The organism is Amycolatopsis decaplanina DSM 44594 (assembly GCF_000342005.1).
Lineage (GTDB): Bacteria > Actinomycetota > Actinomycetes > Mycobacteriales > Pseudonocardiaceae > Amycolatopsis > Amycolatopsis decaplanina.
On the sequence record NZ_AOHO01000069.1, the window covers coordinates 53,510 to 78,810 of the forward strand.

25 protein-coding genes are annotated in these 25,301 nt (G+C 68.3%); 12 read left to right on the forward strand and 13 right to left on the reverse strand.

Features of this window, described 5'->3' with window-relative positions; genetic code table 11:
- Nucleotides 1-74: 74 nt before the first annotated feature.
- Nucleotides 75-1,202, forward strand: coding sequence for a phosphoserine transaminase (gene serC / locus H074_RS27440; RefSeq protein WP_007033336.1), 1,128 nt, complete (start codon nt 75-77; stop codon nt 1,200-1,202).
- Nucleotides 1,203-1,207: 5 nt separating this feature from the next.
- Here serC and H074_RS27445 read toward each other — a convergent pair whose 3' ends face one another.
- The 5 genes from H074_RS27445 to H074_RS27465 form a co-directional block, all read right to left on the reverse strand.
- Nucleotides 1,208-2,419 carry a glycosyltransferase 87 family protein gene (locus H074_RS27445; RefSeq protein ID WP_007033337.1) on the reverse strand — a complete coding sequence of 404 codons (1,212 nt, stop codon included), beginning with the start codon at nt 2,417-2,419 and terminating at the stop codon, nt 1,208-1,210.
- A gap of 108 nt (nt 2,420-2,527) precedes the next feature.
- Nucleotides 2,528-3,748, reverse strand: a complete 1,221-nt coding sequence (locus H074_RS27450; RefSeq protein ID WP_007033338.1) for an ABC transporter permease — start codon at nt 3,746-3,748, stop codon at nt 2,528-2,530.
- Nucleotides 3,745-4,431, reverse strand: a complete 687-nt coding sequence (locus H074_RS27455) for an ABC transporter ATP-binding protein (RefSeq protein WP_007033339.1) — start codon at nt 4,429-4,431, stop codon at nt 3,745-3,747. Before H074_RS27455 ends, H074_RS27450 begins: the two co-directional genes overlap by 4 nt.
- Complete coding sequence (locus tag H074_RS27460; RefSeq protein ID WP_007033340.1) at nt 4,428-5,528, reverse strand: peptidoglycan-binding protein; 1,101 nt, start codon at nt 5,526-5,528, stop codon at nt 4,428-4,430. Before H074_RS27460 ends, H074_RS27455 begins: the two co-directional genes overlap by 4 nt.
- On the reverse strand, nt 5,525-6,076 hold the full coding sequence (locus H074_RS27465; protein ID WP_039923527.1) for a hypothetical protein: 552 nt from the start codon (nt 6,074-6,076) through the stop codon (nt 5,525-5,527). The genes H074_RS27460 and H074_RS27465 overlap by 4 nt, the downstream gene beginning before the upstream one ends.
- Nucleotides 6,077-6,306: 230 nt before the next feature.
- Here H074_RS27465 and H074_RS27470 point away from each other — a divergent pair, with 230 nt between their 5' ends.
- The 4 genes from H074_RS27470 to sepH all read left to right on the forward strand — a co-directional run bounded on the left by H074_RS27470 (nt 6,307) and on the right by sepH (nt 11,172).
- On the forward strand, nt 6,307-8,109 hold the full coding sequence (locus tag H074_RS27470; protein WP_007033342.1) for an alpha-L-fucosidase: 1,803 nt from the start codon (nt 6,307-6,309) through the stop codon (nt 8,107-8,109).
- 166 nt (nt 8,110-8,275) lie between these two features.
- A complete protein-coding gene (locus H074_RS27475) occupies nt 8,276-8,935 on the forward strand; it encodes a response regulator transcription factor (RefSeq protein WP_007033343.1) in 660 nt (219 codons plus the stop codon).
- Nucleotides 8,932-10,098 carry an ATP-binding protein gene (locus H074_RS27480; RefSeq protein WP_007033344.1) on the forward strand — a complete coding sequence of 389 codons (1,167 nt, stop codon included), beginning with the start codon at nt 8,932-8,934 and terminating at the stop codon, nt 10,096-10,098. Before H074_RS27475 ends, H074_RS27480 begins: the two co-directional genes overlap by 4 nt.
- A gap of 189 nt (nt 10,099-10,287) precedes the next feature.
- Entirely contained in the window at nt 10,288-11,172 is an 885-nt protein-coding gene (gene sepH / locus H074_RS27485) for a septation protein SepH (protein WP_039923528.1), read from the forward strand.
- A gap of 36 nt (nt 11,173-11,208) precedes the next feature.
- On the opposite strand, the gene H074_RS27490 is transcribed toward sepH, so the two are convergent.
- A complete protein-coding gene (locus H074_RS27490; protein WP_007033346.1) occupies nt 11,209-11,574 on the reverse strand; it encodes an MmcQ/YjbR family DNA-binding protein in 366 nt (121 codons plus the stop codon).
- 32 nt (nt 11,575-11,606) lie between these two features.
- On the opposite strand from H074_RS27490, the gene H074_RS27495 reads away from it, so the two are divergent.
- The gene (locus H074_RS27495; protein WP_007033347.1) at nt 11,607-12,425 is read left to right on the forward strand and encodes a hypothetical protein; all 819 of its coding nucleotides are present in this window, start codon (nt 11,607-11,609) and stop codon (nt 12,423-12,425) included.
- Between the two features lie 45 nt (nt 12,426-12,470).
- On the opposite strand, the gene H074_RS27500 is transcribed toward H074_RS27495, so the two are convergent.
- Both H074_RS27500 and H074_RS27505 read right to left on the reverse strand, forming a co-directional pair.
- On the reverse strand, nt 12,471-13,073 hold the full coding sequence (locus H074_RS27500) for a DUF2537 domain-containing protein (RefSeq protein WP_007033348.1): 603 nt from the start codon (nt 13,071-13,073) through the stop codon (nt 12,471-12,473).
- A gap of 27 nt (nt 13,074-13,100) precedes the next feature.
- Nucleotides 13,101-13,916 carry a TrmH family RNA methyltransferase gene (locus H074_RS27505; RefSeq protein ID WP_007033349.1) on the reverse strand — a complete coding sequence of 272 codons (816 nt, stop codon included), beginning with the start codon at nt 13,914-13,916 and terminating at the stop codon, nt 13,101-13,103.
- 216 nt (nt 13,917-14,132) lie between these two features.
- On the opposite strand from H074_RS27505, the gene H074_RS27510 reads away from it, so the two are divergent.
- The 5 genes from H074_RS27510 to H074_RS27530 all read left to right on the forward strand — a co-directional run bounded on the left by H074_RS27510 (nt 14,133) and on the right by H074_RS27530 (nt 18,918).
- Complete coding sequence (locus H074_RS27510) at nt 14,133-15,632, forward strand: glutamate-cysteine ligase family protein (RefSeq protein ID WP_007033350.1); 1,500 nt, start codon at nt 14,133-14,135, stop codon at nt 15,630-15,632.
- 24 nt (nt 15,633-15,656) lie between these two features.
- Nucleotides 15,657-16,244, forward strand: a complete 588-nt coding sequence (locus tag H074_RS27515; RefSeq protein WP_007033351.1) for a TetR/AcrR family transcriptional regulator — start codon at nt 15,657-15,659, stop codon at nt 16,242-16,244.
- A gap of 79 nt (nt 16,245-16,323) precedes the next feature.
- The gene (locus H074_RS27520; RefSeq protein WP_007033352.1) at nt 16,324-16,992 is read left to right on the forward strand and encodes a biliverdin-producing heme oxygenase; all 669 of its coding nucleotides are present in this window, start codon (nt 16,324-16,326) and stop codon (nt 16,990-16,992) included.
- A 454-nt stretch (nt 16,993-17,446) separates the two neighbouring features.
- The gene (locus H074_RS27525) at nt 17,447-18,070 is read left to right on the forward strand and encodes a superoxide dismutase (protein WP_007033353.1); all 624 of its coding nucleotides are present in this window, start codon (nt 17,447-17,449) and stop codon (nt 18,068-18,070) included.
- Nucleotides 18,071-18,159: 89 nt separating this feature from the next.
- Nucleotides 18,160-18,918, forward strand: a complete 759-nt coding sequence (locus H074_RS27530) for an arylamine N-acetyltransferase family protein (RefSeq protein ID WP_007033354.1) — start codon at nt 18,160-18,162, stop codon at nt 18,916-18,918.
- A gap of 375 nt (nt 18,919-19,293) precedes the next feature.
- Here H074_RS27530 and H074_RS27535 read toward each other — a convergent pair whose 3' ends face one another.
- Nucleotides 19,294-19,809, reverse strand: coding sequence for a hypothetical protein (locus tag H074_RS27535; RefSeq protein ID WP_039923530.1), 516 nt, complete (start codon nt 19,807-19,809; stop codon nt 19,294-19,296).
- Nucleotides 19,810-20,340: 531 nt separating this feature from the next.
- On the opposite strand from H074_RS27535, the gene H074_RS27540 reads away from it, so the two are divergent.
- Entirely contained in the window at nt 20,341-21,357 is a 1,017-nt protein-coding gene (locus H074_RS27540; RefSeq protein WP_007033356.1) for a hypothetical protein, read from the forward strand.
- On the opposite strand, the gene H074_RS27545 is transcribed toward H074_RS27540, so the two are convergent.
- From H074_RS27545 to H074_RS27560, 4 genes are all read right to left on the reverse strand, one after another.
- Nucleotides 21,354-21,791, reverse strand: coding sequence for a hypothetical protein (locus tag H074_RS27545; RefSeq protein WP_007033357.1), 438 nt, complete (start codon nt 21,789-21,791; stop codon nt 21,354-21,356). The two genes, H074_RS27540 and H074_RS27545, sit on opposite strands and share 4 nt — an antisense overlap.
- Nucleotides 21,788-23,047, reverse strand: coding sequence for an MFS transporter (locus H074_RS27550; RefSeq protein WP_007033358.1), 1,260 nt, complete (start codon nt 23,045-23,047; stop codon nt 21,788-21,790). Before H074_RS27550 ends, H074_RS27545 begins: the two co-directional genes overlap by 4 nt.
- A 107-nt stretch (nt 23,048-23,154) precedes the next feature.
- Nucleotides 23,155-23,586 carry a MarR family winged helix-turn-helix transcriptional regulator gene (locus tag H074_RS27555; protein ID WP_039923532.1) on the reverse strand — a complete coding sequence of 144 codons (432 nt, stop codon included), beginning with the start codon at nt 23,584-23,586 and terminating at the stop codon, nt 23,155-23,157.
- Nucleotides 23,587-23,807: 221 nt separating this feature from the next.
- Nucleotides 23,808-25,265, reverse strand: a complete 1,458-nt coding sequence (locus H074_RS27560; protein ID WP_007033360.1) for an NCS2 family permease — start codon at nt 25,263-25,265, stop codon at nt 23,808-23,810.
- Between the last annotated feature and the right edge of the window lie 36 nt (nt 25,266-25,301).

Here is a 25,301-nt window from a genome sequence, read left to right on the forward strand (position 1 = left end):
GATCCCGATTCCCACATGCCGGACACGCGGCACCGACTGTAAACAGGGCCGTCTCGACCTGAGAGACTGGGCACATGACCGACGCACCTGAGTTGACCCTCCCCGCGGACCTGAAGCCTGCCGATGGCCGCTTCGGCTGTGGACCGTCCAAGGTCCGTGACGAGCAGCTCGCCAACCTGGCGAAATCCGGTGCCACCTACCTCGGCACTTCGCACCGCCAGAAGCCGGTGAAGTCCCTCGTCGGCCGCGTGCGTGCGGGTCTGTCCGAATTGTTCTCCCTGCCCGAAGGCTACGAAGTCGTCCTCGGCAACGGCGGGACGACCGCATTCTGGGACGCCGCCGCGTTCGGGCTCGTGCGGGAGCGTGCGCAGCACTTCACCTACGGCGAGTTCTCCTCGAAGTTCGCCACGGTGACCAAGGGTGCCCCGTTCCTCGCCGACCCGATCGTCGTCAAGGCCGACCCGGGCAGCGCGCCCGAGATCGCCTACGAGGCCGGTGCCGACCTGGTCGGCTGGGCGCACAACGAGACATCGACCGGTGTCGCGGTGCCGGTCCGCCGTCCTGAAGGCAGCGAAGGCGCCCTCGTCGCCATCGACGCCACTTCCGGTGCGGGCGGCCTGCCGGTCAAGGCCGAGGACTTCGACGTCTACTACTTCGCGCCCCAGAAGTCCTTCGCCTCCGACGGTGGCCTCTGGATCGCACTGGCCTCGCCCGCCGCGGTCGAGCGCATCGGCGAGATCGGCGCGAGCGACCGCTGGATCCCCGAGTTCCTGTCGCTGACCACGGCGCTCGACAACTCGCGCAAGGACCAGACGTACAACACCCCGGCGGTGTCGACCCTGTTCCTGCTGGCCGACCAGATCGAGTGGATGAACTCGAACGGCGGTCTCGAGTGGACCACGTCGCGGACCCGCGACTCGTCGACCCGGCTGTACGAATGGGCCGAGAAGACCAGCTACACGACGCCGTTCGTCAGCGACCCGTCGCTGCGCTCGCAGGTCGTCGGCACCATCGACTTCACCGACGAGGTGGACGCCGCCGCGGTGGCGAAGGTGCTGCGCGCCAACGGGATCGTCGACACCGAGCCGTACCGTAAGCTCGGCCGCAACCAGCTGCGCGTCGGCCTGTTCCCGGCCATCGACCCGGACGACATCACGAAGCTGACCCAGAGCATCGAGTACGTCGTCGAGCGCCTGGGGTGAGCTAGCTAGCTGTCCGTGAAGGCCTCCTTGAGGGACCCAGAGTCCCTCAAGGAGGCCTTCACGGACTTGCGGAAGACAGCGGCCAGCGGCAGCAGTAAAAGGCCGTACAGCACAAAGGATTCCGTCGCCAGCCACCAGCCGAAGCTTCCGGCGGGCCGCGGCGCGAGCCACATCGGCGCGATCACGAACAGCGCCACCGTCACGGCCGCGAGCGCGTAGGCGGCCACCGACCGCGTCCGCACCCCCAGCCAGATCAGCTGTACGAGGATCGGCACGCACCAGATCCAGTGGTGCGTCCAGGACACCGGCGAGACCAGCAGCCCGCCGATCGCGCACGCGGTCAGCGCGAACACCGGTTCCGCGACGCGCACGATCACGAAAGCGGTCAGCCCGACCACGGCGATCGAGGCCAGTACCCAGACGACGTCCTCCGCCGAGCCGAATCCGAACCGCGCGAGCATCCCGCGCAGCGACTGGTTGCCGACGTAGCCGCGATCACCGATGCGGCCGGTGTCGAAGAGGACGTTCGTCCAGAACTTCGCCGACGCGCCGGGTGCGGTCAGGAACATCAGCGCGCCCGCGCCGAGGAACCCGGCCACGACCCGGGCCGCGGAGCGGAAGTCCTTGCGGAACAAGAAGAACAGGATGAAGAAGGCCGGGGTCAGCTTGATCGCCGCGGCGACGCCGATCAGCAGGCCTTTCGTGCGGGCGCGGCCCGGCAGCAGGGCGTCGAGGACGACGATCAGCATCAGCAGGGTGTTGATCTGGCCGAAGCCGAGCGTCGAGCGGACCGGCTCCATGATTCCGCCGGCGGCCTGTGCCGCGATCGCCGCCAGTACGGCGATGGCGCGGCCGCGGACGTTCGCGCGGTCGGTGAGCGAGCCGTTGAGCGTCGCGACGAAGAGGTAGACGACGATCCCGCCCGCGATGATCGAGGCGAGCCCGACCAGTCTCGTGGCCAGCGCGGCGGACAGCAGCGTGCCGGGGAGGAACACCGCCGCCGCGAACGGCGTGTAGGTGAAGGGCAGCCAGCCCCCGTGCGTCTGCACCCACGCGCCATAGGGGTCGCCCGAGTCGACGAGAAGCCGCGCGCCGCCGATGTAGACCTCGAGGTCCTGGCCGTCGAACACCTTGAGCGTGAACAACACGCCGACCACGACGACTTCGAGCGCGATCAACGCCCCCGCGAGTTTCCGCCCCGACAATCCCACCAGCACCCGGCGAGGTTACCCACCGCTACCTCGCAATTCGGCACCTGGTTGCGGTAGTACGCGGTGCGTACCGTCGCAACCAGGTGCCGAATCGCGTGACTGGACACCAGGCGGCTAGGCGAGGGCCTGGGTCGGCGGGAGCCGCGCCGCGCGCATCGCCGGATAGGCGCCGGCGACGGCACCGACCAGTGCCGAGATCCCGATCCCGCCGAGCAGGGCCCCGAAGGGCAGCACCGCCGGCCAGCCTTGGCTCAACGCGTACCCGGACGTCACCAGCACCCCGACCAGGACCCCGGCGATCCCGCCGAGCCCGGACAGCAGCACCGACTCGGCCAGGAACTGGCCTCTCACCTGCCGTTTCGTCGCGCCGAGCGCACGGCGGAGGCCGATCTCCCTGCGCCGCTCCAGCACTGAGATCACCATCGTGTTGGCCACCCCGACGCCGCCGACCAGCAGCGCCACCCCGCCGAGCCCGAGGAACAGCGCGCTGTAGGTGTTCTCCGTCAGCTTCTTCGCCTCCAGCGCCTCCGACGGACGGCGCACCTCCACCTCGTTCGGCGCCGCCGGGTTCATCGTCTGCCCGAGCACCGAACGCACGTTCTCGACCTGCGAGTCCTTCGCCCGCACGTACACGGTCGTCGGGTGCCCCTTGAAGTCGAGGAGCCGCTTCGCGGCGTCCCAGCCGACCAGTACCGAGCGCTCGATCTCGGGCGCCAGCGGCGTCGGCCCGAGGATCCCGCCCACGGTGAACCACTTCCCGTCGACGTACACCTGCGGCGGTTCGGCCGGGTCGATGTGGTCGATCCCGAGCCTCGCGGCCGCGACCGAACCCAGCACGACGACGGGATAGTCGCGAGTGGCGTCCCGGAGGAACTGACCGTCGCGGACGGCGCCACCGATGACGTCGAGAAGATCCGGCGTCGCCGCGTAGACACCGAGTCCGGACGTCTCGTCCTTGTCGATCTTGTCCGTGCGCCGCACGGTCGCGCTGGTGGTCCCGGTCGCGGACGCCGCCGTCACCGGGGCGATCCGCTTCGCCATCGGCACCGCGCTGTCCGGCAGGGTCGCGTCGCCGCCGAACATCGTCTTGCCCGGCCCCGCGGTGAGCAGGTTGGTGCCGAGCGCGGCCAACTGGTCTTGCAACGCCTTCGCGCCCGACGCCGGGATGGCGAGCACGGCCACCATCGCGGCGATCCCGATCCCGATGCCGAGCGCGGACAGCACCGCGCGCATCGGCCGCGTCCGCATCCCGTGCGCGCCGAGGCTCAGCACGTCACGCGGGCCGAGCCTGGCCGGATTCGGCGTCGGCACCTTGTCGAGGACGGGTGCGCTCACACCAGCACCCCCGTCCCGGTGTCGAGCCGGATCCGGCCGTCCCGCAACTCGATCCGCCGCGGGATGCCCGCCGCGATCTCCCGGTCGTGCGTGATGATCACGACCGTCGTCCCCTGCGAGCTCAACGTGGCCAGCAGGTTGAGGATCGCCGCGCCGTTGCCCGTGTCGAGGTTCCCGGTCGGCTCGTCTGCCAGCAGGATCGACGGCGAGTTGACGACCGCCCGCGCGATCGCCACCCGCTGCCGTTCCCCACCAGAGAGCTCGTTCGGGAAGTGACCCGCCCGATGCGCGAGACCGACCCGGTCGAGCGCCGCCAGCGCCCGCTCGCGCCGTTTCCGCCGCGGCACCCCCGCGTACAGCAGTCCCGTCGCGACGTTGTCGACCGCGCTCACCCCCTCGCTGAGGAAGAACTGCTGGAACACGAACCCGATCCACCGCGACCGCAACGCGGAGAGCTTGCGGTCGGGCAGTTTCGCCACGTCGTGCCCGCGCAGTTCGATGACGCCGCTGGTCGGCCGGTCGAGTGTGCCCATCAGCTGCAGCAGCGTCGACTTGCCGGAACCGGACGGCCCCAGGATGGCGACCATCTCTCTGTCCTCAATGGACAGTGTCACTTCGTGCAGGGCACGCACGCCTCCGGGATAGGTGCGCGAAGCGTTGCGCACGGCCAGCACCGGGGTCATGACGTCGTCACCACCCGCATCCCGGCGGCGAGGCCGGTGCCGGTAACTTCGACGCGTCCATTGCTGAACAGACCGGTCTTCACCGCGACGAGGCGACGTTCGCCGTTTTCGTCGACCTCGACGGCGTATCCGCCCTCGGCGAGCGCGAGCAGTGCCCCGACGGGGACGGCCAATACTCCACTGTGGACTTCCTTGGTGAACCGCACGGACACCGGTGTCGAATCGAGCGATCCCGCCGCGGCCGGATCGTCCAGCTTGATCTTCACCTTGATCTTCGGCTTGCCGTCGTCCTGCCCGGCGCCGTCCTTGCCGTTCTCCGCGACCTTGCCGATCTCGGTGATCACGCCGGTCGTACTCTTGCCTCCGGTGATGTCGACCCCGACCTTGTCCCCCGCCTTGGCGATGGCCTGCTTGGCGGCGTCGAGTTTGACCTCGACGAGACGCTCGGTGCCGGTGTACTTCAGCAATTCGCCGCCGCCGGGGCCGCCGAGTTGCGCGGCCACCTGCGAAACCCGGATCTCGCCCGGCGCGAGGACGACGTCGCCCTGCCCGAAGGCGCCGGTCTGTTCGACGCCCAGCGACTTCTGCCACTTCTTGATCGCGGCGGCGGTGGCGGAGGTGAACTTCTTGTCCGGCGTGCCGAAACCGCCGAAACCGAGCGCCTTCAGGTTCTCTTCCAGCTGCTTGACGTCCGGGCCGTCCGTGGCCCCGTCGGCGAGGTCACGGAAGAACGGCAGCGTGCCGTAGAACAGCGGGACCGGTTTGGCATCGACGCCGTACACGGCCTTGCCGCGGGTGAGCACGGCGCCCGCGTCCGGCAGGGACGTGATGGTGCCCTGTTTCCGGCCGGCGAGGGAGCTTTCCTCGCCGTAGCCGAGTTTCCCGTTCGCTTCCTCTTCCTCCTGCAGGTCGGTCTTTTCGACCTTCGCGGTTTCGACCGGCGGTGGCGCCTGCCCGACCTGCTGGGCCTCGGAGGTGACCCTGGTCAGCACGACCACGGACATCGTCCCGGCCACGACGACGAGGACCGCCGCGATGATGAACCAGCGCGCCCGGCGCGAACGCCGTGCGCCGCCGGGTCCTTCGTGTTCGCTCATTTCGCCGGGTCCGCCCTCATGGTCATGCCGAGACCGCAGGCCTTCGCCGCTTCTTCGAACTTCTTGGGGTCACCGGACGCGTCGCCCAGCGCGATGGCCGCACCGCCCTTGCCCGCCGGTTCGGGGTCCGGGAAGTCGATGCCGTGGTCACGCATGCACTTCGCTTCCTTGCGCATCTTGTCGAGTTCTTCCGGCGTGGGAGGTTTGATCTCGCCGCCGTTCGGCAGCAGCTTGCGGCACGCGTCGCTCGCGGCCTTCATCTTGTTTTCGTCGGGCATGTCGGTCGCGTCGAAGGTGACCGTGTCCTGGCCGTTGGCGCCCCTCTTCGGCTCCGGCATGTTGACCCCGTGCTCGCGCATGCACTTCGAGTAATTGCGCATCTTGTCCTCATCGGACACGTTGTCGGCCTGCTGCCCGTCGCCCGCCCCGGCGCTCGGCGGCGACGAGATCGAGGCGACCTTGTCGCCGCCGTCCCCGCCACCGCCGCAGCCGGCCACCAGGGCGAAGACCGCTCCGGCGATCAGTGCCGCCATCGGTCGTTTCCGCATCGCTGCTCCTTCGGTCGTCTTGGCGCACCGATTTCTACGGAGACGGCGATTCCGGGGCGGTAAGCGATGTTGCTTATGTCGCGCTTATCGTCCCGATCAGCGGAACAGAGATCCGACCTATCTGCCGTCTTTCCGGGTGAACTAGCACCACATGAGACCTTTCGGAGGTTCACATCCGACCTCTGGCTTCTTAAAGTCCCCGACGTCCACACCTCAGCGAGGAGGAGTGCATGAATCGCCGCAAGCCACTCCGGGCCCTGGCGGCCCTCGTCATCGCGACCACCGCACTGGGCGTCTCTCCCGCCGCGGAAGCCGCGCCACTCCCTTCCGACCACGCTTACGACGACCCGTTCACCGCCGACCGGACGCGCTGGTGGCGCGACGACCGATTCGGCCAGTTCATCCACTTCGGCGCGTACTCCCAGCTCCAAGGGAAATACCAACGCCCCGACGGAAGCGTTTGCCAGGACGCCGAATGGATCCAGCGGAACTGCCAGATCCCGCGCGCCGAATACGAGCAGATCGCCGCGAAGTTCAACCCGGCCGGTTTCGACGCGAACGCCATCGCGCAGTCGGCGAAGGACGCCGGGCAGAAGTACGTGGTGATCACCTCGAAACACCACGAGGGCTATGCGATGTGGCCGACGAAGGTCAACAAGTTCAACCTCCGCGACCACTCGGCGTTCGACAAGAAACGCGACATCCTCGCCGAACTGAAACGCGCGACGGCCGCGCGAGACGTCAAACTCGGCTTCTACTACTCGATCTGGGACTGGCACGACCCGGACTTCCCGGATCCCGCGACGTTCCCCAAGTACAAGGAGCGGATGTACGCCCAGCTCAAGGAACTCGTCGGCAACTACCACCCGGCGGTGCTGTGGTTCGACGGCGAATGGAGCACCGACCGGCCCAACAACCCGTGGACCGAAAGGGACGGCGAGGAACTGGAGGCCTACGTCCGGAGCCTCGATCCGTCCATTGTGGTCAACAACCGCGTCGGCAAACGCCGGGTGGTCGACGGCGACACGGGAACACCCGAACAGGAGATCCCGGACAAGCCGGTCGACGGGCAGCTGTGGGAATCGTGCATGACCCTCAACGGCAGCTGGGGCTACACCGAATGGGACCACAACTGGAAGTCCTCGGCGGATCTGACCAGGAAACTGCTGTCGATCGCCGGGCGCAGCGGTAACTTCCTGCTCAACGTGGGCCCCGATCGCGACGGCCGGGTGCCACAGGAGTCCGTCGACAGGCTGAAGCAGATGGGGCAATGGCTGCGGACGGACAAGCAGTCCTCTGCCGTCTACGGAGCGGGCGCGCCGGGACTCGTCGCCGAACCGGGCTGGGGCGTCGTGAGCCGTCGCGGCGACAAGCTTTACGCGTCGGTGTTCGACTGGCCCGCTTCGGGCGGTTCGCTGACGCTCGACACGTTGGCACCTTTCCGGGTTCGCGACGCGCGAGTGCTCGGCAGCCGTCAGCGCGTGCGAGTCGAGCAGTCGCCCGGAAGCGTGAAACTCACGCCGTCGGGCGGCCGGACGAACGACGTCGCGACCGTCATCGAACTGAGCGTCGATCCGCTGCCGCAGGCACCCTCCGGACGCGGGACCGGGCTGACCGCCGAGTACTGGCCGAACGCGGACTTCACCGGCACACCGACGGTGCGCCGGGTCGAGCCGGGCGTGAACCACAACTGGAAGTTCACCGGATCACCGGACGCGAAGATCCCGGCCGAGACCTTCTCGTCGCGGTGGAGCGGCCAGGTCACCGCGCGGGACACCGGGAAGTACACGTTCACCACGGTTTCGGACGACACCGTGCGGCTGTGGGTCGACGGGAAACTCCTGATCGACAACACCACCCCACACGGCCCGAGCGTCGACAAAGCGACCCTGGATCTGGTCGCCGGCAGGTCGTACGCGATCCGGCTCGAACACACCGAACGAGGCGGTGAGGCGTCGATGAAGCTGCTGTGGTCCAGTCCGAACACCCCTCAGCAGGTGATCCCGGCGCGGCAGTTGCACCCGGTCGGATGACGCGTGATTGAAGCCGGAACTCGCGTGTCTCCAGCCGGATCACGCGAGTTCCGGTTCCAAGCACGTGAGTTTCGGCTCCGATCACGCGAGTCCGGCCTTCGACGCCACCCGGTCGGTTGATCCACGCTTATCCCGCGCTTATCCCCGTCCGGGGCAGACTGGCCAGGTGAGAGTGCTGGTGGTGGAAGACGAGCGGCTCCTGGCGGACACGATCGCCGAGGGCCTGCGACGGTTCTCCATGGCCGTCGACGTCTGCTACGACGGCGCGCAGGCCCTGGACCGGGTGGGGGTGCACGGCTACGACGTCGTCGTGCTCGACAGGGATCTCCCCGTCGTGCACGGCGACGAAGTCTGCGCGGCGGTGATCAAGGCCGGCGGCGAGGCGCGGGTCCTCATGCTGACGGCCGCGGCCGACGTCGACGACCGGGTCGCCGGGCTGGGTCTGGGCGCCGACGACTACCTGACGAAACCGTTCGCGTTCGCCGAACTCGTCGCGCGGGTGCAGGCCTTGTCGCGGCGCGCGCGGCCGGCGCTGCCGCCGGTGCTGGAACGCGGCGGCGTGGTCCTCGATCTGCCCCGGCACCAGGCGTCGCGCGACGGCCGGTTCCTTCCCCTGTCCCCCAAGGAATTCGCGGTACTGGAGGTGCTCATGCGCGCCGATGGGACCGTGGTCAGCGCGGAAGAACTGCTGGAGAAGGCGTGGGACGAACACGCCGATCCGTTCACGAACGCCGTCCGGGTGGCGATGATGACGTTGCGGCGCAAACTGGGTGAACCGCCGCTGATCGAGACCGTGCCCGGCGCCGGTTACCGGTTCGGGTCGTGAAACCGCTCCGGCTCTCCGTCCGCACCAAGCTGACGGCGCTCTACGGCGGCGCGTTCCTGATCGTCGGGCTCGCCCTGCTGATCGTCAACTACCTGCTGGTGAGTTCGACCCTGCCGGACACGGCGGCGTTCGCGAACGGGGCCACCGCGGGCGTCCAGTTCGAAGTGGCCCAGCCGTATCCGGTGGACACGACGACCATCCTTCCCACCGAGCGCGCCCAGGCCACGCAACTGGTCGCGACCTCGATCACCGAATACCGCTCGGGCGTCCTTTCGACCCTGCTGTGGCAATCGCTGGTGGCGCTGGCGATCGCCGGTGCGCTCGCGGTGCTGCTCGGCTGGCTGATGGCGAGCCGTGTGCTGCGGCCGTTGCACGCGATCACCTCCACGGCACGGAAACTCGAGGCCGAAAACCTCGACCGGCGCATCGACCTCGACGGCCCCGACGACGAACTCAAGGAGCTCGCGGACACCTTCGACGGCATGCTCGACCGGCTCGCCGTGTCGTTCGACAGCCAGAAACGCTTCGTCGCCAACGCCTCCCACGAACTGCGGACCCCGCTCGCGGTGCAGCGCACGCTCGTCGAGGTGGCGATGGCCGATCCCGACGCGAGCCCCGAGGTCCGGAAACTCGGCGAGCATCTGATCCACACCAACGAACGCAGCGAACGGATGATCGAAGGCCTGCTCGTGCTCGCCCGCAGCGACCGCGGCCTGGCCGCGCGCGGCCCCGTCCGGCTGGACGAGGTCGTGGCGACGGTGATCCGGTCGGCGTCGGCCATGGCCGAGGAAGCGGGGGTCACGGTGGAGTCGCGGCTGCGGCCGCGGACGGTGTCCGGCGATCCCGTGCTGCTGGAGCGGCTGGTCACGAACCTCGTGCACAACGCCATCACCTACAACCGCAAGGGCGGCTGGATCCACGTCGACGTCGGCGGCGACCCGGCGCTGGTGGTACGCAACACCGGCCCGCAGGTGCCGCTGGACGCCGTGCCCGCCCTGTTCGAACCGTTCCGCCGGCTTTCGGGCGACCGCACCGGCGACTCCCGCAACGCCGGGCTCGGGCTGTCGATCGTCCGGTCCATCGCGAAGGCGCACGGCGGGACCGCGGGCGCGGAACCGGGCGGACGCGGCGGCGGACTGGTCGTCCGGGTGCGGCTGCCGTAGATTCCCCCGATCGTGACTGTGTGTGTCCAGCGCGTCACACGGCGAGCCGCGCGTTGCTCCGACAGAATGCACTTGCCGTCATGAACAAAATAGTGAGCAGGACACATGACATCGGCGCGCCTCACACGTCAAGGCGACGCGCCGTTTTAACGTGGACACCCACAAAGGTGAAGAATCGGGGAGGCGAGAATGCGAGCGCTACGGGTGGTCGGGCTGCACGAGGACGGTAAGTCCATCGTGTGTGAAGACCCGGCGAGCCGCACGCGCTTCCTGCTCCCCGCGGATGAGAGGCTGCGAGCGGCGGCGAGGGGTGACATCACCCGCCTCGGCCAGATCGAGATCGAGTTGGAGAGCCAAATGCGGCCACGCGAGATCCAGGCACGAATCCGGGCCGGTGAGTCCGTGGAGCAGGTCGCGAGCAGCGCCGGCGTCACCGTGCAGCGCGTCGAGCGGTTCGCGTACCCCGTCCTGCTCGAACGTTCCCGCACCGCCGAACTGGCCCAGCGGGCGCATCCGGTCCGCGAGGACGGCCCAGACGTCCAGACGCTCGGCGAGGTCGTGGCGCACTCCTTCGGACAGCGTGGACACGACTACAGCCAGGCGACCTGGGACTCGTGGCGAGGCGACGACGGCAAGTGGGTCGTCGTACTGAGCTGGAAGGCCGGCCGCTCGGACAACCGCGCGCACTGGTCGTTCGCGCCCGGCGCGCACGGCGGCACCGTGCAGGCCCTCGACGAGAACGCCGAAGTCCTGCTCAACCCCAACGCCTACCGCGCCCCGCGCACCGTACGGGCACTGGACCCCGGCAAGGACGCGGTCGTCCAGCCGACCCTCGACAGTGTTGATGCGTTCTCAGCGGGAAAGAGTACTTCGAACGGTGTCCCGGACGAGCCGGTCGCGAAGGTGATCGACGCGCCGATCGCGGAGCCCGACGAAGAGGCCGAGCCACCACTTCCGGCTGACGAGCCGGAGGAAGTGGCCGAACCCGCTCCACGGGCGAAGGGGAAGAAGAACCACCCCATCGTTCCATCCTGGGAAGACGTCCTATTGGGCGTCCGATCGCAACGAGGTTGAATCCGCACGTAGTGGCCCCTTCCGGTGGAGGGGCCATTACGTGCGTCCGGGCACCTGCTCGATCAAGGATTTCGGCGCCACGAGGCAATACGCGTCGATGACGATCCGCTCGATCTCCGCCCAGTCGACGTCGACGTCCAGCCGAACCCCGAGCCACCCCCGATGCCCGACGTACGGCGGCCGGAAGAACCGCTCCGGCTCCGCGCCCACCAGTTCCTCCTGCGCCCCGGCCGGCGCCGGGCACCAGAAGGCGACCTTGTCGTCGTGATGGCGGTCGGCGTACATGACGAACGTCTTCTTGCCTCGCACGAACCACGCCGGCTCGCCGTGGCTGAGCCGCTCCGAGGTCTCCGGCAGCGCGAGACACAGCCGCCTGAGTGAAATGAGCGGGTCACCGGCCATGGGTCTCAGTATCCTCGGGGCGGGGGATTCTCATGCAGGATTGGTACACACGCACCGTCCGATTGCGTTTCGAGGTGTTCACCGGCGCGCCGTACGCGCATGTCGCGCCGATGGAGTGGCAGATCGACCCCGGAGTTCTCCGCGGGATCGCCCGAAGCCGCGGCTACCTGGAGATCGCACCGATGTTCCAGGGCTGCATGAGTTTCCAGTTCGCGCCGCGGCACGTCCCGCCGGTCCCCGTCTTCGACGGACCCGACAGACCTGACAAGGACCGGGAACGCTGGCTGCTCAACCACATCAGCGAATCGGACCAGGTCTGGATCAGCATCAAGCACGCCAAGCTCTCCGCCCGGCGTGTCGCGGAGGTCGCCGAAACGGAAGGACTGCGTGTCACGGCCGACTTCGGTGACCCGAACGACCGGGTCCTCCTGCTCAGCCGGGATCCGTCCCCGCCACGGCTTCCCTTGCCCGCGCCCGCCGGCCCGCGGTTCCGCTACGCCTGGCTGAACCACATCGCGCCCGTCACCGTCCTCGTCCTGCTCGGCACGGCGGCCGTGATCGTCGGCATGCCGACGGACTACGAAACGCCGATCGCCAACCTGCTGTTCCTGGCGGCCTTCGTCGGCGCGATCCCGGCGGCGTTCACCACCAGCCTCTTCCCGCGCAGCACCCGGATCGGCTGGCTGGCCCGGGAATTCGACGGCAGCCCCCATGTGGAATTCGCGATGCGCTCATATCGGATCCCCGCCGATCTGGTCGTGCAGATCGCCGGGTATCACGGTTACGCGCTTTACGGGCACTCGGCGACAGAGGCGGGCGGGCCGAGTCTCAAGTTCTACAAACACGTCTGAATCGGTCACCCTCGGCGCCGGGGAGGGTGATCGATGCACGCGACGCTAGAAGACGACGATCAGCACGCCGATCCACGCGATCACGATCCCCGCGGCCGCGCCGAAGGAAGCCCACCGCACGATCGGCACTCGCCGCGCGAGCCACAGCGAGGGCGTGATCCCGGCGGTCACGACGGCGGACGCGAGCAGCGCGAGCCAGCCGCTGGTCTCGCGCGCGAGGGTGTTCGCCAGTGCCAGCATCGCCACGACGACCACCGCCGCGACGAACGCGGAGACGGTCAGCCCGGTCAGCCACGGGGTCGGTTCCCCGGCGGGGTCCGGCGTGCCGAAAAGCCGCCGCGCGAGTTCGCTGCGGGGCGCGGGGGCGGGCGGGTCGACGATGACGCCGTCGCCCGAGACGGGATCGACGAACCGCACCGACGTGCCCATCGTGGCGGCCACCCGCTGGGCGAGCTGGCGGCCTCGCTGGGAGACCACGGAAGCGGCCTCGGTGCCGGAGCCGCCGACGGCGGAGGCGACCCTGGCCCATTCGTGCAACGCCTGAGCGAGATCCGAACCGATCGCGAGTGAATGCGGGTCCACCTCGCGCGCGCTGTCACCGCCGGGCCCGGCCAGCACCGCGCGTCCCTCACGGATCCGCAATTCCATGGGTTCTCCTCGTGATCGCTCGGGTGCTCACGATAGCGGTGGACGCGTCTCGTAGAACGCGATCGCGCCCGCGGTGGCGACATTCAGCGAATCGACGCCTTCGGGCATCGGGATCCGCACCGCGACGTCGGCGGCGGCGATGGCCTCGTCGGTCAGGCCGGCGCCCTCCGCGCCCAGCATCAGCGCGATCTTCTCCGGAGTCTGGTCCCGTAACTGGCGCAGCGAAACGGAATCCGCACGAGGTGTGAGGGCCGCGATGCGGAAACCGCGTTGCCGCAGCAGTTCCAGGTCGCCGGGCCAGGACCCGAAGGTGGCGAACGGGACACGCAGGACATGTCCCATCGAGACGCGGACACTGCGCCGGTACAGCGGGTCCGAGCAACCGGCGCCGAGCAGGATGCCGTCGACGCCGAGCGCGGCCGCGTTGCGGAACAGCGAACCGAGATTCTCGTGGTCACCGATGCCTTCGAGCACCGCGAGCACACGTGCGCCGTCGATGACGTCTTCGACCGCCGTCGGCGGGACGGGCCGGTCCGCGACGGCCAGGATCCCGCGGTTCAGGTGGAATCCGACCACCTCGGCCATCGTCTCGGCCGAGGTCACGTAACCGGGGACGTCGACGCCGTCCAGGTCGTCGCCCAATTCGCGGAATCGCCGTTCCACTCCGAGGAGCGAGCGGACCGGATAGCGGGATTTGAGCAGGCGCTCGACCACGACGGTGCCTTCGGCGATCACAAAGCCACGCCCACCCGGCCTATCGGGACGCCGATCGGCTGTGGACAAGTCGCGGAAATCGTCGAGCCGCGGGTCGCCGGAGTCGTCGATGGTGATCAGTTCAGCCACCAGGAGAGTGTGTCATCCGCCCGCTGCGCGCCGTTCGCGTCCGAATGTCGGCGGGCAGGTGGTACGAACGGACGTATTTTGCTGTCAGTTAACCCCTAGTGACAGAGAGCACCAGTTTGGCCGCTAGCCGGGCGACAGCGATGCGTGAAACCGTTGGGCCGCCTGGCAGTCCCGCCTGGATCCCGCGGAGCGTGGCCAATGAGGAGCTCGACGAACATGGGTAAGAATCTTTCGGCGGACCCCTGTGAACCCCAGGATCGCGGACGTTACCGCCGGAAGGTCCAGCGCTGCCTCGACACCTTGGCCCGCATGCTCACCGATGGGAGTTTTTCCTTCCCACGCAAGAACATCGGACTCGAGGTCGAATTCAACCTCGTCGACGCGGAGCTGCGCCCGTCGATGACGAACACGACGGTGCTCGAGGCGCTGAACGACCCGTCTTTCACCACCGAGCTCGGCCAGCACAACCTGGAGCTCAACGTGCCGCCGCGGCCGCTGGCGGGCGAGTCCGCACTGCAACTGGAGGACGACCTCCACGCGTATCTGAGCGCGGCCTCGCGCAAGGCCGGGGAATCCGGGGCCTCGCTGGCGATGATCGGCATCCTCCCGACGCTGCGGCACGAGCACTTCGACCAGAAGTGGCTGACCAACAACGCCCGGTATTCGCTGCTCAACGACCGGATCTTCGCCGCGCGCGGCGAGCGCACCGTGCTCTCGATGGAGGGCGCGCCGTTACCGGGCAGGCAGCCCGAACGGCTGCGCAGTTACTCCGAATCGATCCTGCCCGAGGCCGCCTGCACCTCTGTCCAGCTGCATCTGCAGGTCGCGCCGGAGGAGTTCGCGGCGCATTGGAACGCGGCGCAGGCGCTGGCCGGCGTCCAGATCGCCGTGGGCGCGAATTCGCCGTTCCTGCTCGGCAAGACGCTCTGGCACGAGACGCGGATCCCGCTGTTCCTGCAGGCCACGGACACCCGGCCGGAGGAGCTGAAGAACCAGGGTGTGCGGCCGAGGGTGTGGTTCGGCGAGCGCTGGATCACCTCGATCTTCGACCTGTTCGAGGAGAACGTCCGGTACTTCCCCGGCCTGCTGCCCGAGACCGACCGGGAGGACCCGATCGAGGCGCTCGACTCCGGGCAGGCCCCGAAACTCACCGAACTGCGGATGCACAACGGCACCGTCTGGCGCTGGAACCGGCCGGTCTACGACGTCGTCGACGGCCTGCCGCATCTGCGGGTGGAGAACCGCGTGCTGCCGTCCGGCCCGACCGTCGTCGACATGGTCGCGAACGCCGCCTTCTTCTACGGCGCGCAGCGGGCGCTCGCCGAGGCCGACCGTCCGGTGTGGACACAGATGTCGTTCCAGGCCGCCGAGGAGAACATGTACGCGGGGGCGCGGCGAGGTTTCGACGCGCAGCTGTACTGGCCGGGTATCGGCTGGATCCCGCCGGACGAGCTGGTGCTGCGGGTCCTGCTGCCGCTGGCGCACGAAGGACTCCGCCGATCGGATGTCTCGGACGAGGCGAGAGAGCGTTATCTGGGCATCATCGAGCAGCGGTGTCTCACCAGGCGGACCGGCGCGGCGTGGCAGCGGGAGTACGTCCTGCGCGCGGAGGAGCGCGGCGCCGAGCGGGAAACCGCGCTGAACCGGATGCTGGGCCGGTACCTGGAGCTGTCGGCCACCGAGACGCCGGTGCACACCTGGTCGCTGGAGGCTTAAGGTTTCCCTCCAGGGAGGTGGCTCGTGCCCAAGATCATCGGCCGGTCGCTGGAGGAGCACCGGCGCGAGGTCCGCAGCAGGGTGTTCGACGTCCTGCGCGGGCAGCTGTACGAGCGCGGGTTCGACGCGATCACGCTCGCGGGTGTCGCCGCCGAGGCGGGCCTCGGCCGGACGGCGATGTACAACCACTTCCCCGACAAGGAAAGCCTGCTGGTCGCCTTCGTCGAGGACGAGGCGACGCGGTACGTCGAACGGCTGACGGCGGCCGTCGCGACCGCCGACACCCCGGTCGCGAAGCTTTCGACGTTCGTCCGGTTGCAGCTGCGGGTGCTCGCCGAATACCACCTGCCGCCGGGAACGGCGCTCGCGTCGGCGCTGGCGCCCGCCGCGTACCGGCGGATCAGCGCGCACGCCGACCCCATCACCGGCCAGCTGCGCGAGATCCTCGCCGAGGGGGTGCCGGAGGAGGACCCCGAGGTGCTGATCCCGATGATCACCGCCGCGTTGGGCAGCCGTCAGGTCGTCGACGTGCCACCCGAACGGCTGGACGACGCGATCGAGGGAGCCGTCCGATTCGTGCTCAGAGCGGTCGGGATGACGGAGACACTCTAAAATTAGGGTAGCCTAACCCGCAATCGTGCCTTACGCTCTTTCTGACAGCATGTCAGATCGATGCTTGGAGGCTCTGTCCATGCCGGTGACCACCGACGTCGAATCCGGGCCGTTCTCCGCGACCCTGCGTGCCTCCACCATGGCCGCCCACAACCGGGCCAACCACTCCGAGTACATGAACGCGCTGCTCGGCGGCGACCTCACGATCGAGGGGTACACGCGGCTGGCGATCCAGTACTACTTCATCTACCAGGCCATCGAGCAGGCCGCCGACAAGCTGGCGAAGGATCCCGTGGCGGGCAAGTTCGTCTTCGAGGAACTGCGACGGCTGCCGAGCCTCGAACGCGACCTCGAACACCTCGTGGGCCCGGACTGGCGCGAGACCGTCCGCCCCCTGCCCTCGACGGAGCGCTACGCGCGGCGCGTGGCCGAGGCGTCGGACTGGTCCGGCGGGTTCGTCGCCCACCACTACACGCGCTACCTCGGCGACATCGCCGGCGGCCAGGTCATCCGGCGGTTGCTGGAGCGCAAGTACGAGGTGAGCGAGGCGGGTTCGCTGTTCTACCGGTTCGACCGGCTGGGCAGCGCGCCCAAGTTCCGGGACGACTACCGCGAGCGGCTGAACTCGGCGCCGTGGAGCGAGGACGAGCGCGCGAGGCTGATCGAGGAGGCGATCGTGGCCTTCGAGTGCAACATCGCGGTGTTCGACGAGCTGGCGGGTGAGCTGGACGCTTACCGGGCCGCTTGACCTCGTGAGTGGTAAGGACGGTTCTAACCGTCCTTACCACTCACGAGCCTGAGCGGCCATCGCCGCCCTGCTGACCGTCACGACGGTCCTGACCGCTCCGGCCGCCCGGCGAGGTCGCCATCTACTCGAACTACGGCTTCGCGCTGGCCGGCGGCGTCACGGTGACCGCAGACGGCGACGGCGCGCTGTGGCTTTGGCGGCGTTCCTCGGGGTAATCGCCTCCTCTCCTCTGGACGGGCTGCCCTACCTGGCTTGATGACCGCCGTCACATCGCCTTGACCTCCAGCTAACTGGAGCAAGCAGGGTGGGTTTCAGGCGGTGGCCCCACCGGGTACAGCCGCTACGAACGGGTCGTTCCACCTGGGGAGAAACGCGGCGCCCCCGGTCGCCGCAAACGGGTGAAGACGACTAAGTTCGTCCTTGGAAACTTGTGTCGAAGACAGAAGGAGGGCCGATGGCCCGCTACGTGCTCCCGGATCTCGACTACGACTATGGCGCCCTGGCGCCGCACATCTCGGGCGAGATCAACGAGCTGCACCACAGCAAGCACCACGCGACCTACGTCAAGGGCGCGAACGACACGCTCGACAAGCTCGCCGAGGCCCGCGAAGCCGGCAACTTCGGCGACATCGTCGGCCTGCAGACCACGCTGGCGTTCCACCTCGCCGGGCACGCCAACCACGTCGTGTGGTGGAAGATCCTCTCCCCCGAAGGCGGCGACAAGCCGACCGGCGAGCTGGCCTCCGCGATCGACGAGGCGTTCGGCTCCTTCGACAAGTTCAAGGCGCAGTTCACCGCGGTCGCCACCACGATCCAGGGCAACGGCTGGGCCGCGCTCTCCTGGGACCCGATCGGCAAGACGCTGATCACCCAGCAGCTGCGCGACCACCACAACAACCTGGTCCTGCCGACCACGCCGATCCTGCTGGTCGACGTCTGGGAGCACGCGTTCTACCTGGACTACAAGAACGTGAAGCCGGACTACGTCAAGGCGCTCTGGAACATCTTCAACTGGGCCGAGATCTCCAAGCGGTTCGACAACGCCGTCGCCGGTGGCAACGGCCTGCTGCTCGGCTGACTTCTCGCCACGAAGCGGGGCTCTCCTTCCGGGAGGGCCCCGTTCTTCGTTCTTGACCTCCAGCGAAGTCGAGGTGCCAAGGTGAACGCATGGACGTCGCCGCATACCTCGACAGACTCGGGCTCGACCGCCCCGCCACCGCGGACGTCGCCGCGCTGCGGACGCTGCAGGAGCGCCACCTCGCCGTGGTGCCGTTCGAGAATCTGAGCATCCACCTCGGCGAGCCGATAGTCCTGGACAGCGAGGCACTGTTCGACAAGATCGTGCGACGGCGGCGGGGTGGCTTCTGTTACGAGCTGAACGGGCTCTTCGCCGCCTTGCTGCGGGAACTGGGTTTCGACGTCGCCCTGAGCTCGGCGAAGGTGTTCCGACCGGACGGTACCCTCGGGCCGCCGTTCGACCACGCGGTCGTCCACGTCGACCTGGACGAGCCATGGCTGGCGGACGTCGGTTTCGGCCGGTTCAGCCGGTTCCCGCTGCGACTGACCGCCACGGAGGCGCAGGCCGACCCGGAGGGCGAGTTCCTGATCCTCGACGCGCCCCACGGCGACATCGACGTCCTCCGGGACGGCGAACCCCAGTACCGGATCGAGCGGCGGCCGCGGGCGCTGGACGAATTCGTCCCGACGGCGTTCTGGCAGTCGACATCGCCGGACTCGCATTTCACGCGGGGGCCGACCTGCTCGTTACCGAGCGGCCACGGCCGGGTCACGCTGGCGGGTGACAAGCTGATCGTCACCACCCACGGCGTCCGCGAGGAGACCCGGCTTTCGAGTGATCCGGAGATCCTGGACACCTACCGGAAGGAATTCGGGATCGAACTCGCCCGAGCGCCAGGACGGCCTTGACCGGATCGGCGAGGCCATCGACCATGAACCTCCGGAATGAACGAAGCCCCACCTCCGGGGGTGACCCGGTTGCGGGGCTTCGTCCGTTCCCGAACTGACTGCCGCTCCCACCACGAAGCGGACATTCATGAGGTTAGCCTAACCTCATCTTTCCCGGCAAGGGGTTCGGCCGAGAGATGCCGATCTCACCCTTCCGAGTGATGGCACGCTCGTTCCCCTGTGTCTCCTGAGCGGCAAGGCCGTGGTGATCACCGGCTTCGGACAGGGTCTGGGCAGGGCTTTCGCTGCTCAGGTCGCCTGAAGTACGCCGACCACCTGGGCCCCTGACACTGAAGCCACCTTTGCCTTACCCCTCAACAGAACCGTCCTTGCCACTCACGAGGCCTGAGAACGGCGCCGGTGGTAGTGCCACGTCACGACCGCGAGCAGTGGTCCCCAAAGCAACAACGGCGCGTAGAGGACGCTGATCAGCAAATCCGCCCAAGGCTCGCCCGCCATGTCGGCGTTGAAGGTCGTGCACACGAACAGGCCGGCGTAAATCGTCGTGGCCAGCGCGCCGAGCGAGGAGACGATCACGACCTTGCGCGCGGAAACGGGTTCACCGCCGACGAACGGGAGCCATCTCGGCCAGGTTTCGCCCCACGGCTGGATGAGCCCGAGGGCCGGCAAGGCGACGGCTTCGGAGAACACGGTGAGGAACACCAGGTAGAGCGATCCCCAGCCGGGCGTTTTCATGGCGTCCATTTCGGACTGAGCCAGCCCGAACGGGATCCCGGCGGCGAGCCCGAGCCGCCAGACACCGGACGGGATGTTCACCAGCGCCACGGTGTGCGCCGACCACTTCGCCCACCTGGGCACTCCTGGAACGCTCCGGAACGCTGTGCTGTTCATGTCTTGAGCATCGCGAAACGGGCTTCGGATCGGTTCCCTCTGACGATCCTTCGTTCTCCCCCATGAGAGGGGAGCGCCTCCTTTGCGTGCACGCGAAGGAGGCGCACTCGGCCGATGATCTCCTTGTCGGCCCTCACCGGAACACCAGCCACGTATTCGTCGACGAGAGCAAGGAGCGCGGCTACTTGGTGACAACCGCCGCGCTGCTTTCAGGCGACCTCACGGCCACCCGGCGGGTCCATACGAAGTCTGGTGCTTCCGGGACAACGTCGTTCGCATTCCACCCACGAGAACGATGGACGCCGGAAACGGATCCTGGACACCATCGCCGGGCTCGGGCCGACGGCATGGATGCCACGACACTCTCGAATACCGGCATCTACGTGCGTTCGAAGAACCGCTGCTCGCCGTCCCGGACGCCCTCGCCTGGTGCCGGCAGCGCGGCGGTCACTGGAAGACCCGGCCCGCGGATCCACCCATCGGGTTGGCGTTTCGCCGGACAGCGGGCCTCCGGCGGGCTAGCTTCACCCCGTGGCCACCCCGAACGACTACCGCGCCATCGCGCGCAAGACCGACCGTCCGATGTGGATTTGGGCGGGCTGCGCGCTGATCAGTGTCCTGCTGCTGTTCGGTGCGGGCATCGTCGTCGCGATCACCCTGCTGAATCAGGACGATCCCGGTACCGGCGCCGAGCTCCCCGAAGTCTGGCCGTCCAAGTCCGGGCAGGCGCTCCGCCCGGTCCCGATGCCGACGGGTGAGATGGTGGCCGCACTGACGGACGAAACCGCCGCGCAGGTGCTGTGCCAGGCGATCCCGGAGCAGCGCTGGGAGGAGATCCTCGGCGGCCACACGCTTCGGGAGGCCGGCCGGTCCTGTCACGCGGTCACCACGAAACTCGACATCAGCGTGCGAATGGCCCCGGCGCTGCCCGACGACACGAGCCGCGGCCTGCCCACGAGGACCACGGTCGCGGGCAAGCTCGCGGTCCTCGCCACGGACAAGGACGGCACCTCCCTGAGCGTCGAACTCGTCGAGGTCGCGCCGCACAACGGTGCCTCGCCGGTGCTGCACGTTTCCCTCCGCGGACGGGTCGTCAAGAGCCCCGAAACCGAGCAGAAGGCGAGAGCGCTCGCCGAAGCACTGATCGCCGGCGTGACCCCGCCAGGACCGAAGTTGCCGAAAATCGGCGAGGACGGCGAAATCCCGCTGGAGAAGACCGAGCCCGGCCCGATCAAGGACCGGCCGCTCCCGGTGATCTCCTGGCTGCTGTGCGGCGAACTCGGCCGCGCGCTCGGCGTGCCGTCCGACAGCGCGAAACCGGTCTTCTTCGCCGCGTGCGAGCTGAACGGAGTGATCGCGGACTACAGCGAACTGTCCACAGCCGTGGCCCCGACCACGACCGTCGCCGGGCTGCCCGCCCAGGTCGACGGACGAGGTGTCGTCGTGCAGCTCACCGACGATCCGGCCGGGCAGACGCTGAAGTTCAAGGGCCCCGGCGATCTCCTGGCACTCGCCGAGAAGATGGTGCCGCCGCTGCTCGGCCGTTAGGCGCGGTAATTCGACAGGAGGTCGCCGAGCAGCGTCTCGTACGCCTTCCGCTCGAAACGGGCCCCGGGGAACCGGTACTCCTCCGGGTCGTCGAACGGTTCGTAGTCGTACTGCCAGCCGAAGGCCCGCCACTCGACCACGTCCTCGCCGAAGACGACCTCCACGCTGTAACCACCGCAGCCGAGATCGCCGCACAGCGGGCACACCAGAAGCGCGACCCGGCCGTCGTCGAAATCGCCGGGCAGGCGGCCCAGCAGACGGCAAAGCGTCTCGACCGCCGAATCACGCCACAGCTCGTCGTCCAGGAACAGTGGTGTCTGATGCTGAGTGGGAACCATCGAGCGCAACGCGACGCCGTCGATCGTCCAGTCGAGGAACCGGGCCTCGCCGTCGTTCCACCGGGTCACCGACGGTTCGACGCCGAGTCTGTTCACACCCGCTCCCGTTTCAGCACCCGCAGGCCGTTCCCGAACCGGCGCATCGGCAGGCTCACCCCGCCGCGCCGGATCAGCACGACAGCGCAGGCTATCGCGGCGAGCGCCGAGATCGCGCCGCCGATGTAGAACGGCGATCGGCCGCCGAAGGCGTCGGCCATCCAGCCGGTCATCGGACCGCCGATGGGGTTGCCGCCGATCAGCACCAGCACGTACAGGCCCATCACCCGGCCGCGCATCTCCGGGCTGACCGCGGTCTGCACGAGCGCGTTCGCCGTGTTCAGGAAGGTGATCGTGGCGAGGCCGAGCGGGATCAGCGCGAGGCCGAAGGTCAGGTACGTCGGCATGAACGCGGTGATCACCTCGAACGCGCCGAGCAGGAAGGCCGAGATGAGCAACAGCCGCACGCGAGGACCACCGCGGGTGTTGCGGCGGGCCGACATCAGCGCGCCGGTGAAGGTGCCGACGGCGACCAGTGTCGACAGCAGGCCATAGCCGTCGGCGTTGGTGTGGAAGACGTTCGCGGCGACGATCGGCAGCGACGTGAAGTACGTGATGCCGAACGTGCTCACGAAGAACACCAGCACCATGACGGTCATCAGGTCGCTGCGCCGCCGGACGTACCGCAGGCCCTCGACGAGCTGCCCCTTCTCGCGCGGGATGGCCGGGCCGCGGAAGAGCTTGTCCGGGTTCATCATCACCAGCGCGGCGATGACGGCGCCCGTGCTCACCGCGTTCGCCATGAACAGCCAGCCGGTGCCGACCCAGATGATCGCGAAACCCGCGATGGCCGGGCCGACGATACGGGCCATGTTGAAGATCGAGGAGTTGAGCGCGACGGCGTTGGTGACCTTGTCCCTGCCGACCATCTCGGCGACGAACGACTGTCGCGCGGGCACCTCCAGCGACGCCGTGCAGCCCAGCGTGAAGCAGAGCAGGTAGACGTGCCAGAGCGCCGCGATACCGCTCAGGTCGAGGGCACCGAGGATGATCGCCTGCGCCAGCACCGCGATCTGGATGCCGATCAGCAGCCGCCGCTTGTCGACGCGGTCGGCCAGCACGCCGGCCCACAGCGAGAGGAACAGCGTCGGCGTGAACTGGAGCGCGACCGCGATGCCGAGCGCGATCGGGTCGTTGCCGCTGAGGGTGAACACCAGCCAGTCCTGCGCGATGCGCTGCATCCAGGTGCCGATGTTCGAGATGACCTGGCCGGTGAAGAAGAGCCGGTAGTTCCGTACCTTCAGCGACGAGAACATGCTCCCGCGCGGCTTCTCGCGGGCGGGTGGTGGCGGTGGAGCGGGTTCGGAGGTAGCGGCGGTCTTGGAAGGACACTGTGTTTCGCTACCCGTGGTCGTCACCGCTGTTAGTTCCCCGCCATCCTGTCGATGATCTCGGCGGCGCGAGAGAGCACTTCGCGTTCCTGGGCGCTCAACTCCGCCAATTGCTTGTCGAGCCAGATCTCCCGCGCGGTGATCTGCTCGATCACGTAGGCCCGGCCGCGATCGGACAACTCGACGATGGCCTGGCGGCCGTCCGTCGGATGTGGCCTGCGCTCGACGTAACCCATCTCCTCGAGCGCGGCGATCACCCTCGTCATCGAGGGCGGCTGGACGCCTTCCTTCGCGGCGAGCTGGCCAGGGGTCAGCGCACCGCATTTGTGCAGCGTCGACAACGCGGACACCTGGGTCAGCGAGATGCCGTCACCGGCACGCTGGGCCCGCAGCCGTCGATTCAGCCGCACCACCGCGAGACGCAGGCGGCTCGCCAATGAGCGCTCGTGCGTGTCTCCGGACATATAGTTAGCATACCTCACGATCGGATCATCGGCCCGTGAGATCGCCCACGGATGACATGACGAACCCGTACGGTCTCACGAAGGGCGCTCAGCGCCCGGCTGAGACATCACCGATCGCGCCTCTTTCGGCCGAAGGCCACGCGAATGCGGTAGCGGGGCACATACTCGCGAAGGCGACGTCCTCACCGAGCGGCCCCGCTGACGTGTTCGCGTCAGCGCGATCAGGAAAACACAGCCTGGATCGGCCCGACCGCGAAGTAGGCCACGAACATCACCGCGATGCCCCACATCAGCGGGTGCACGCCCTTCGCCTTCCCGGTGACCGCGCGGATGACGACGTAGCTGACGAAGCCGGCGCCGATGCCGTTCGCGATCGAGTAGGTGAACGGCATGACCACGATGGTCAGGAACGCGGGCAGCGCGATGGTGAAGTCGGAGAAGTCGATCTCCTTGACCTGGCTCATCATCAGCGCGCCGACGACGACCAGCGCCGGAGCGGCGGCCTCGACCGGGACGACCTGGTAGAGCGGGGTCAGGAACATGGCCGCGATGAAGAGCACGCCGGTGACGACGTTCGCGAGCCCGGTCCTGGCGCCCTCGGCGATACCGGACGCGGATTCGACGTACACGGTGTTCGAACTCGACGACGCGAGCCCGCCCGCCGCGCCGGCGAGACCGTCGACGAACAGGGCCTTGCCGACGTTCGGGAGTTTGCCGTCCGGCGGGAGCAGGCCGCCCTCCTTCGCCAGGCCGGTCATCGAGCCCATGGTGTCGAAGAAGTCCGCCAGCACCAAGGTGAACACCAAGAGCACGACGGTGATGATCGGCAGGCGCGTCCAAGCGCCGAAGGAGATGTCGCCGACGAGCGAAAGGTCCGGCAGGCCGAGGACCTGATCCGGCAGCGCCGGGTAGCCGAGGTTCCAGCCCTGCGGGTTGACGCCCTTCGACGGACCGACCTTCGTGATCGCCTCGACGACGATCGCCAGCACGGTCGAGGCGAGGACCCCGATCAGGATCGCGCCCTTGACCCGCTTCGCCACCAGGATGCCGGTGACCAGCAGGCCGACGACGAACACCAGCGTCGGCCACGAGGCGATCGAACCGTTGATGCCCAGGCCGACCGGCACGGTCGTCTTCGCGTCGTCCGGGACGCGGCGGACGAAACCGGCGTCGACCAGGCCGATCAGGCAGATGAACAGGCCGATGCCGACCGCGATCGCGGACTTCAGCGGCGGCGGCACGGCGTTGAACACCGCCGTCCGGATCCCGGCGAACACCAGCAGGACGATGACCAGGCCCTCGATCACCACCAGGCCCATCGCCTCCGGCCAGGTCATCTGGGAGGCGAAGGTGACCGCGATCAGGCTGTTGATACCGAGACCGGTGGCGATGGCGAACGGGTAGTTCGCGACCAGCCCCATGATGATGGTCAGCACTCCGGCGACCAGCGCGGTCACCGCGGCGACCTGCGGCACGGGGAGGATGTCGCCCAGGACGTCCTTGTGCGCACCCGCGTCTTCGGCGGAGAAACTGCCGAGGATCAGCGGGTTCAGCACCACGATGTAGGCCATCGTGAAGAAGGTGACGATCCCGCCGCGGATCTCACGTCCCGGTGTCGAGCCGCGCTCGCTGATCTTGAAGAACCGGTCCAGTGTGGACCGGGTGCGCTGCTCCGCCATCGCGTACCACCCTTCACCCGTTGCCGGGTACCCTTC

Excerpts from the sequence above, each read along its gene's own strand:
- serC (WP_007033336.1), top strand. The coding sequence starts at position 75 with ATGACCGACGCACCTGAGTTGACCCTCCCCGCGGACCTGAAGCCTGCC.
- H074_RS27455 (WP_007033339.1), bottom strand. The coding sequence starts at position 4,431 with ATGACCCCGGTGCTGGCCGTGCGCAACGCTTCGCGCACCTATCCCGGA.
- H074_RS27460 (WP_007033340.1), bottom strand. The coding sequence starts at position 5,528 with ATGAGCGAACACGAAGGACCCGGCGGCGCACGGCGTTCGCGCCGGGCG.
- H074_RS27465 (WP_039923527.1), bottom strand. The coding sequence starts at position 6,076 with ATGCGGAAACGACCGATGGCGGCACTGATCGCCGGAGCGGTCTTCGCC.
- H074_RS27470 (WP_007033342.1), top strand. The coding sequence starts at position 6,307 with ATGAATCGCCGCAAGCCACTCCGGGCCCTGGCGGCCCTCGTCATCGCG.
- sepH (WP_039923528.1), top strand. The coding sequence starts at position 10,288 with ATGCGAGCGCTACGGGTGGTCGGGCTGCACGAGGACGGTAAGTCCATC.
- H074_RS27490 (WP_007033346.1), bottom strand. The coding sequence starts at position 11,574 with ATGGCCGGTGACCCGCTCATTTCACTCAGGCGGCTGTGTCTCGCGCTG.
- H074_RS27495 (WP_007033347.1), top strand. The coding sequence starts at position 11,607 with ATGCAGGATTGGTACACACGCACCGTCCGATTGCGTTTCGAGGTGTTC.
- H074_RS27500 (WP_007033348.1), bottom strand. The coding sequence starts at position 13,073 with ATGGAATTGCGGATCCGTGAGGGACGCGCGGTGCTGGCCGGGCCCGGC.
- H074_RS27510 (WP_007033350.1), top strand. The coding sequence starts at position 14,133 with ATGGGTAAGAATCTTTCGGCGGACCCCTGTGAACCCCAGGATCGCGGA.
- H074_RS27520 (WP_007033352.1), top strand. The coding sequence starts at position 16,324 with ATGCCGGTGACCACCGACGTCGAATCCGGGCCGTTCTCCGCGACCCTG.
- H074_RS27525 (WP_007033353.1), top strand. The coding sequence starts at position 17,447 with ATGGCCCGCTACGTGCTCCCGGATCTCGACTACGACTATGGCGCCCTG.
- H074_RS27530 (WP_007033354.1), top strand. The coding sequence starts at position 18,160 with ATGGACGTCGCCGCATACCTCGACAGACTCGGGCTCGACCGCCCCGCC.
- H074_RS27535 (WP_039923530.1), bottom strand. The coding sequence starts at position 19,809 with ATGAACAGCACAGCGTTCCGGAGCGTTCCAGGAGTGCCCAGGTGGGCG.
- H074_RS27550 (WP_007033358.1), bottom strand. The coding sequence starts at position 23,047 with ATGTTCTCGTCGCTGAAGGTACGGAACTACCGGCTCTTCTTCACCGGC.
- H074_RS27555 (WP_039923532.1), bottom strand. The coding sequence starts at position 23,586 with ATGTCCGGAGACACGCACGAGCGCTCATTGGCGAGCCGCCTGCGTCTC.
- H074_RS27560 (WP_007033360.1), bottom strand. The coding sequence starts at position 25,265 with ATGGCGGAGCAGCGCACCCGGTCCACACTGGACCGGTTCTTCAAGATC.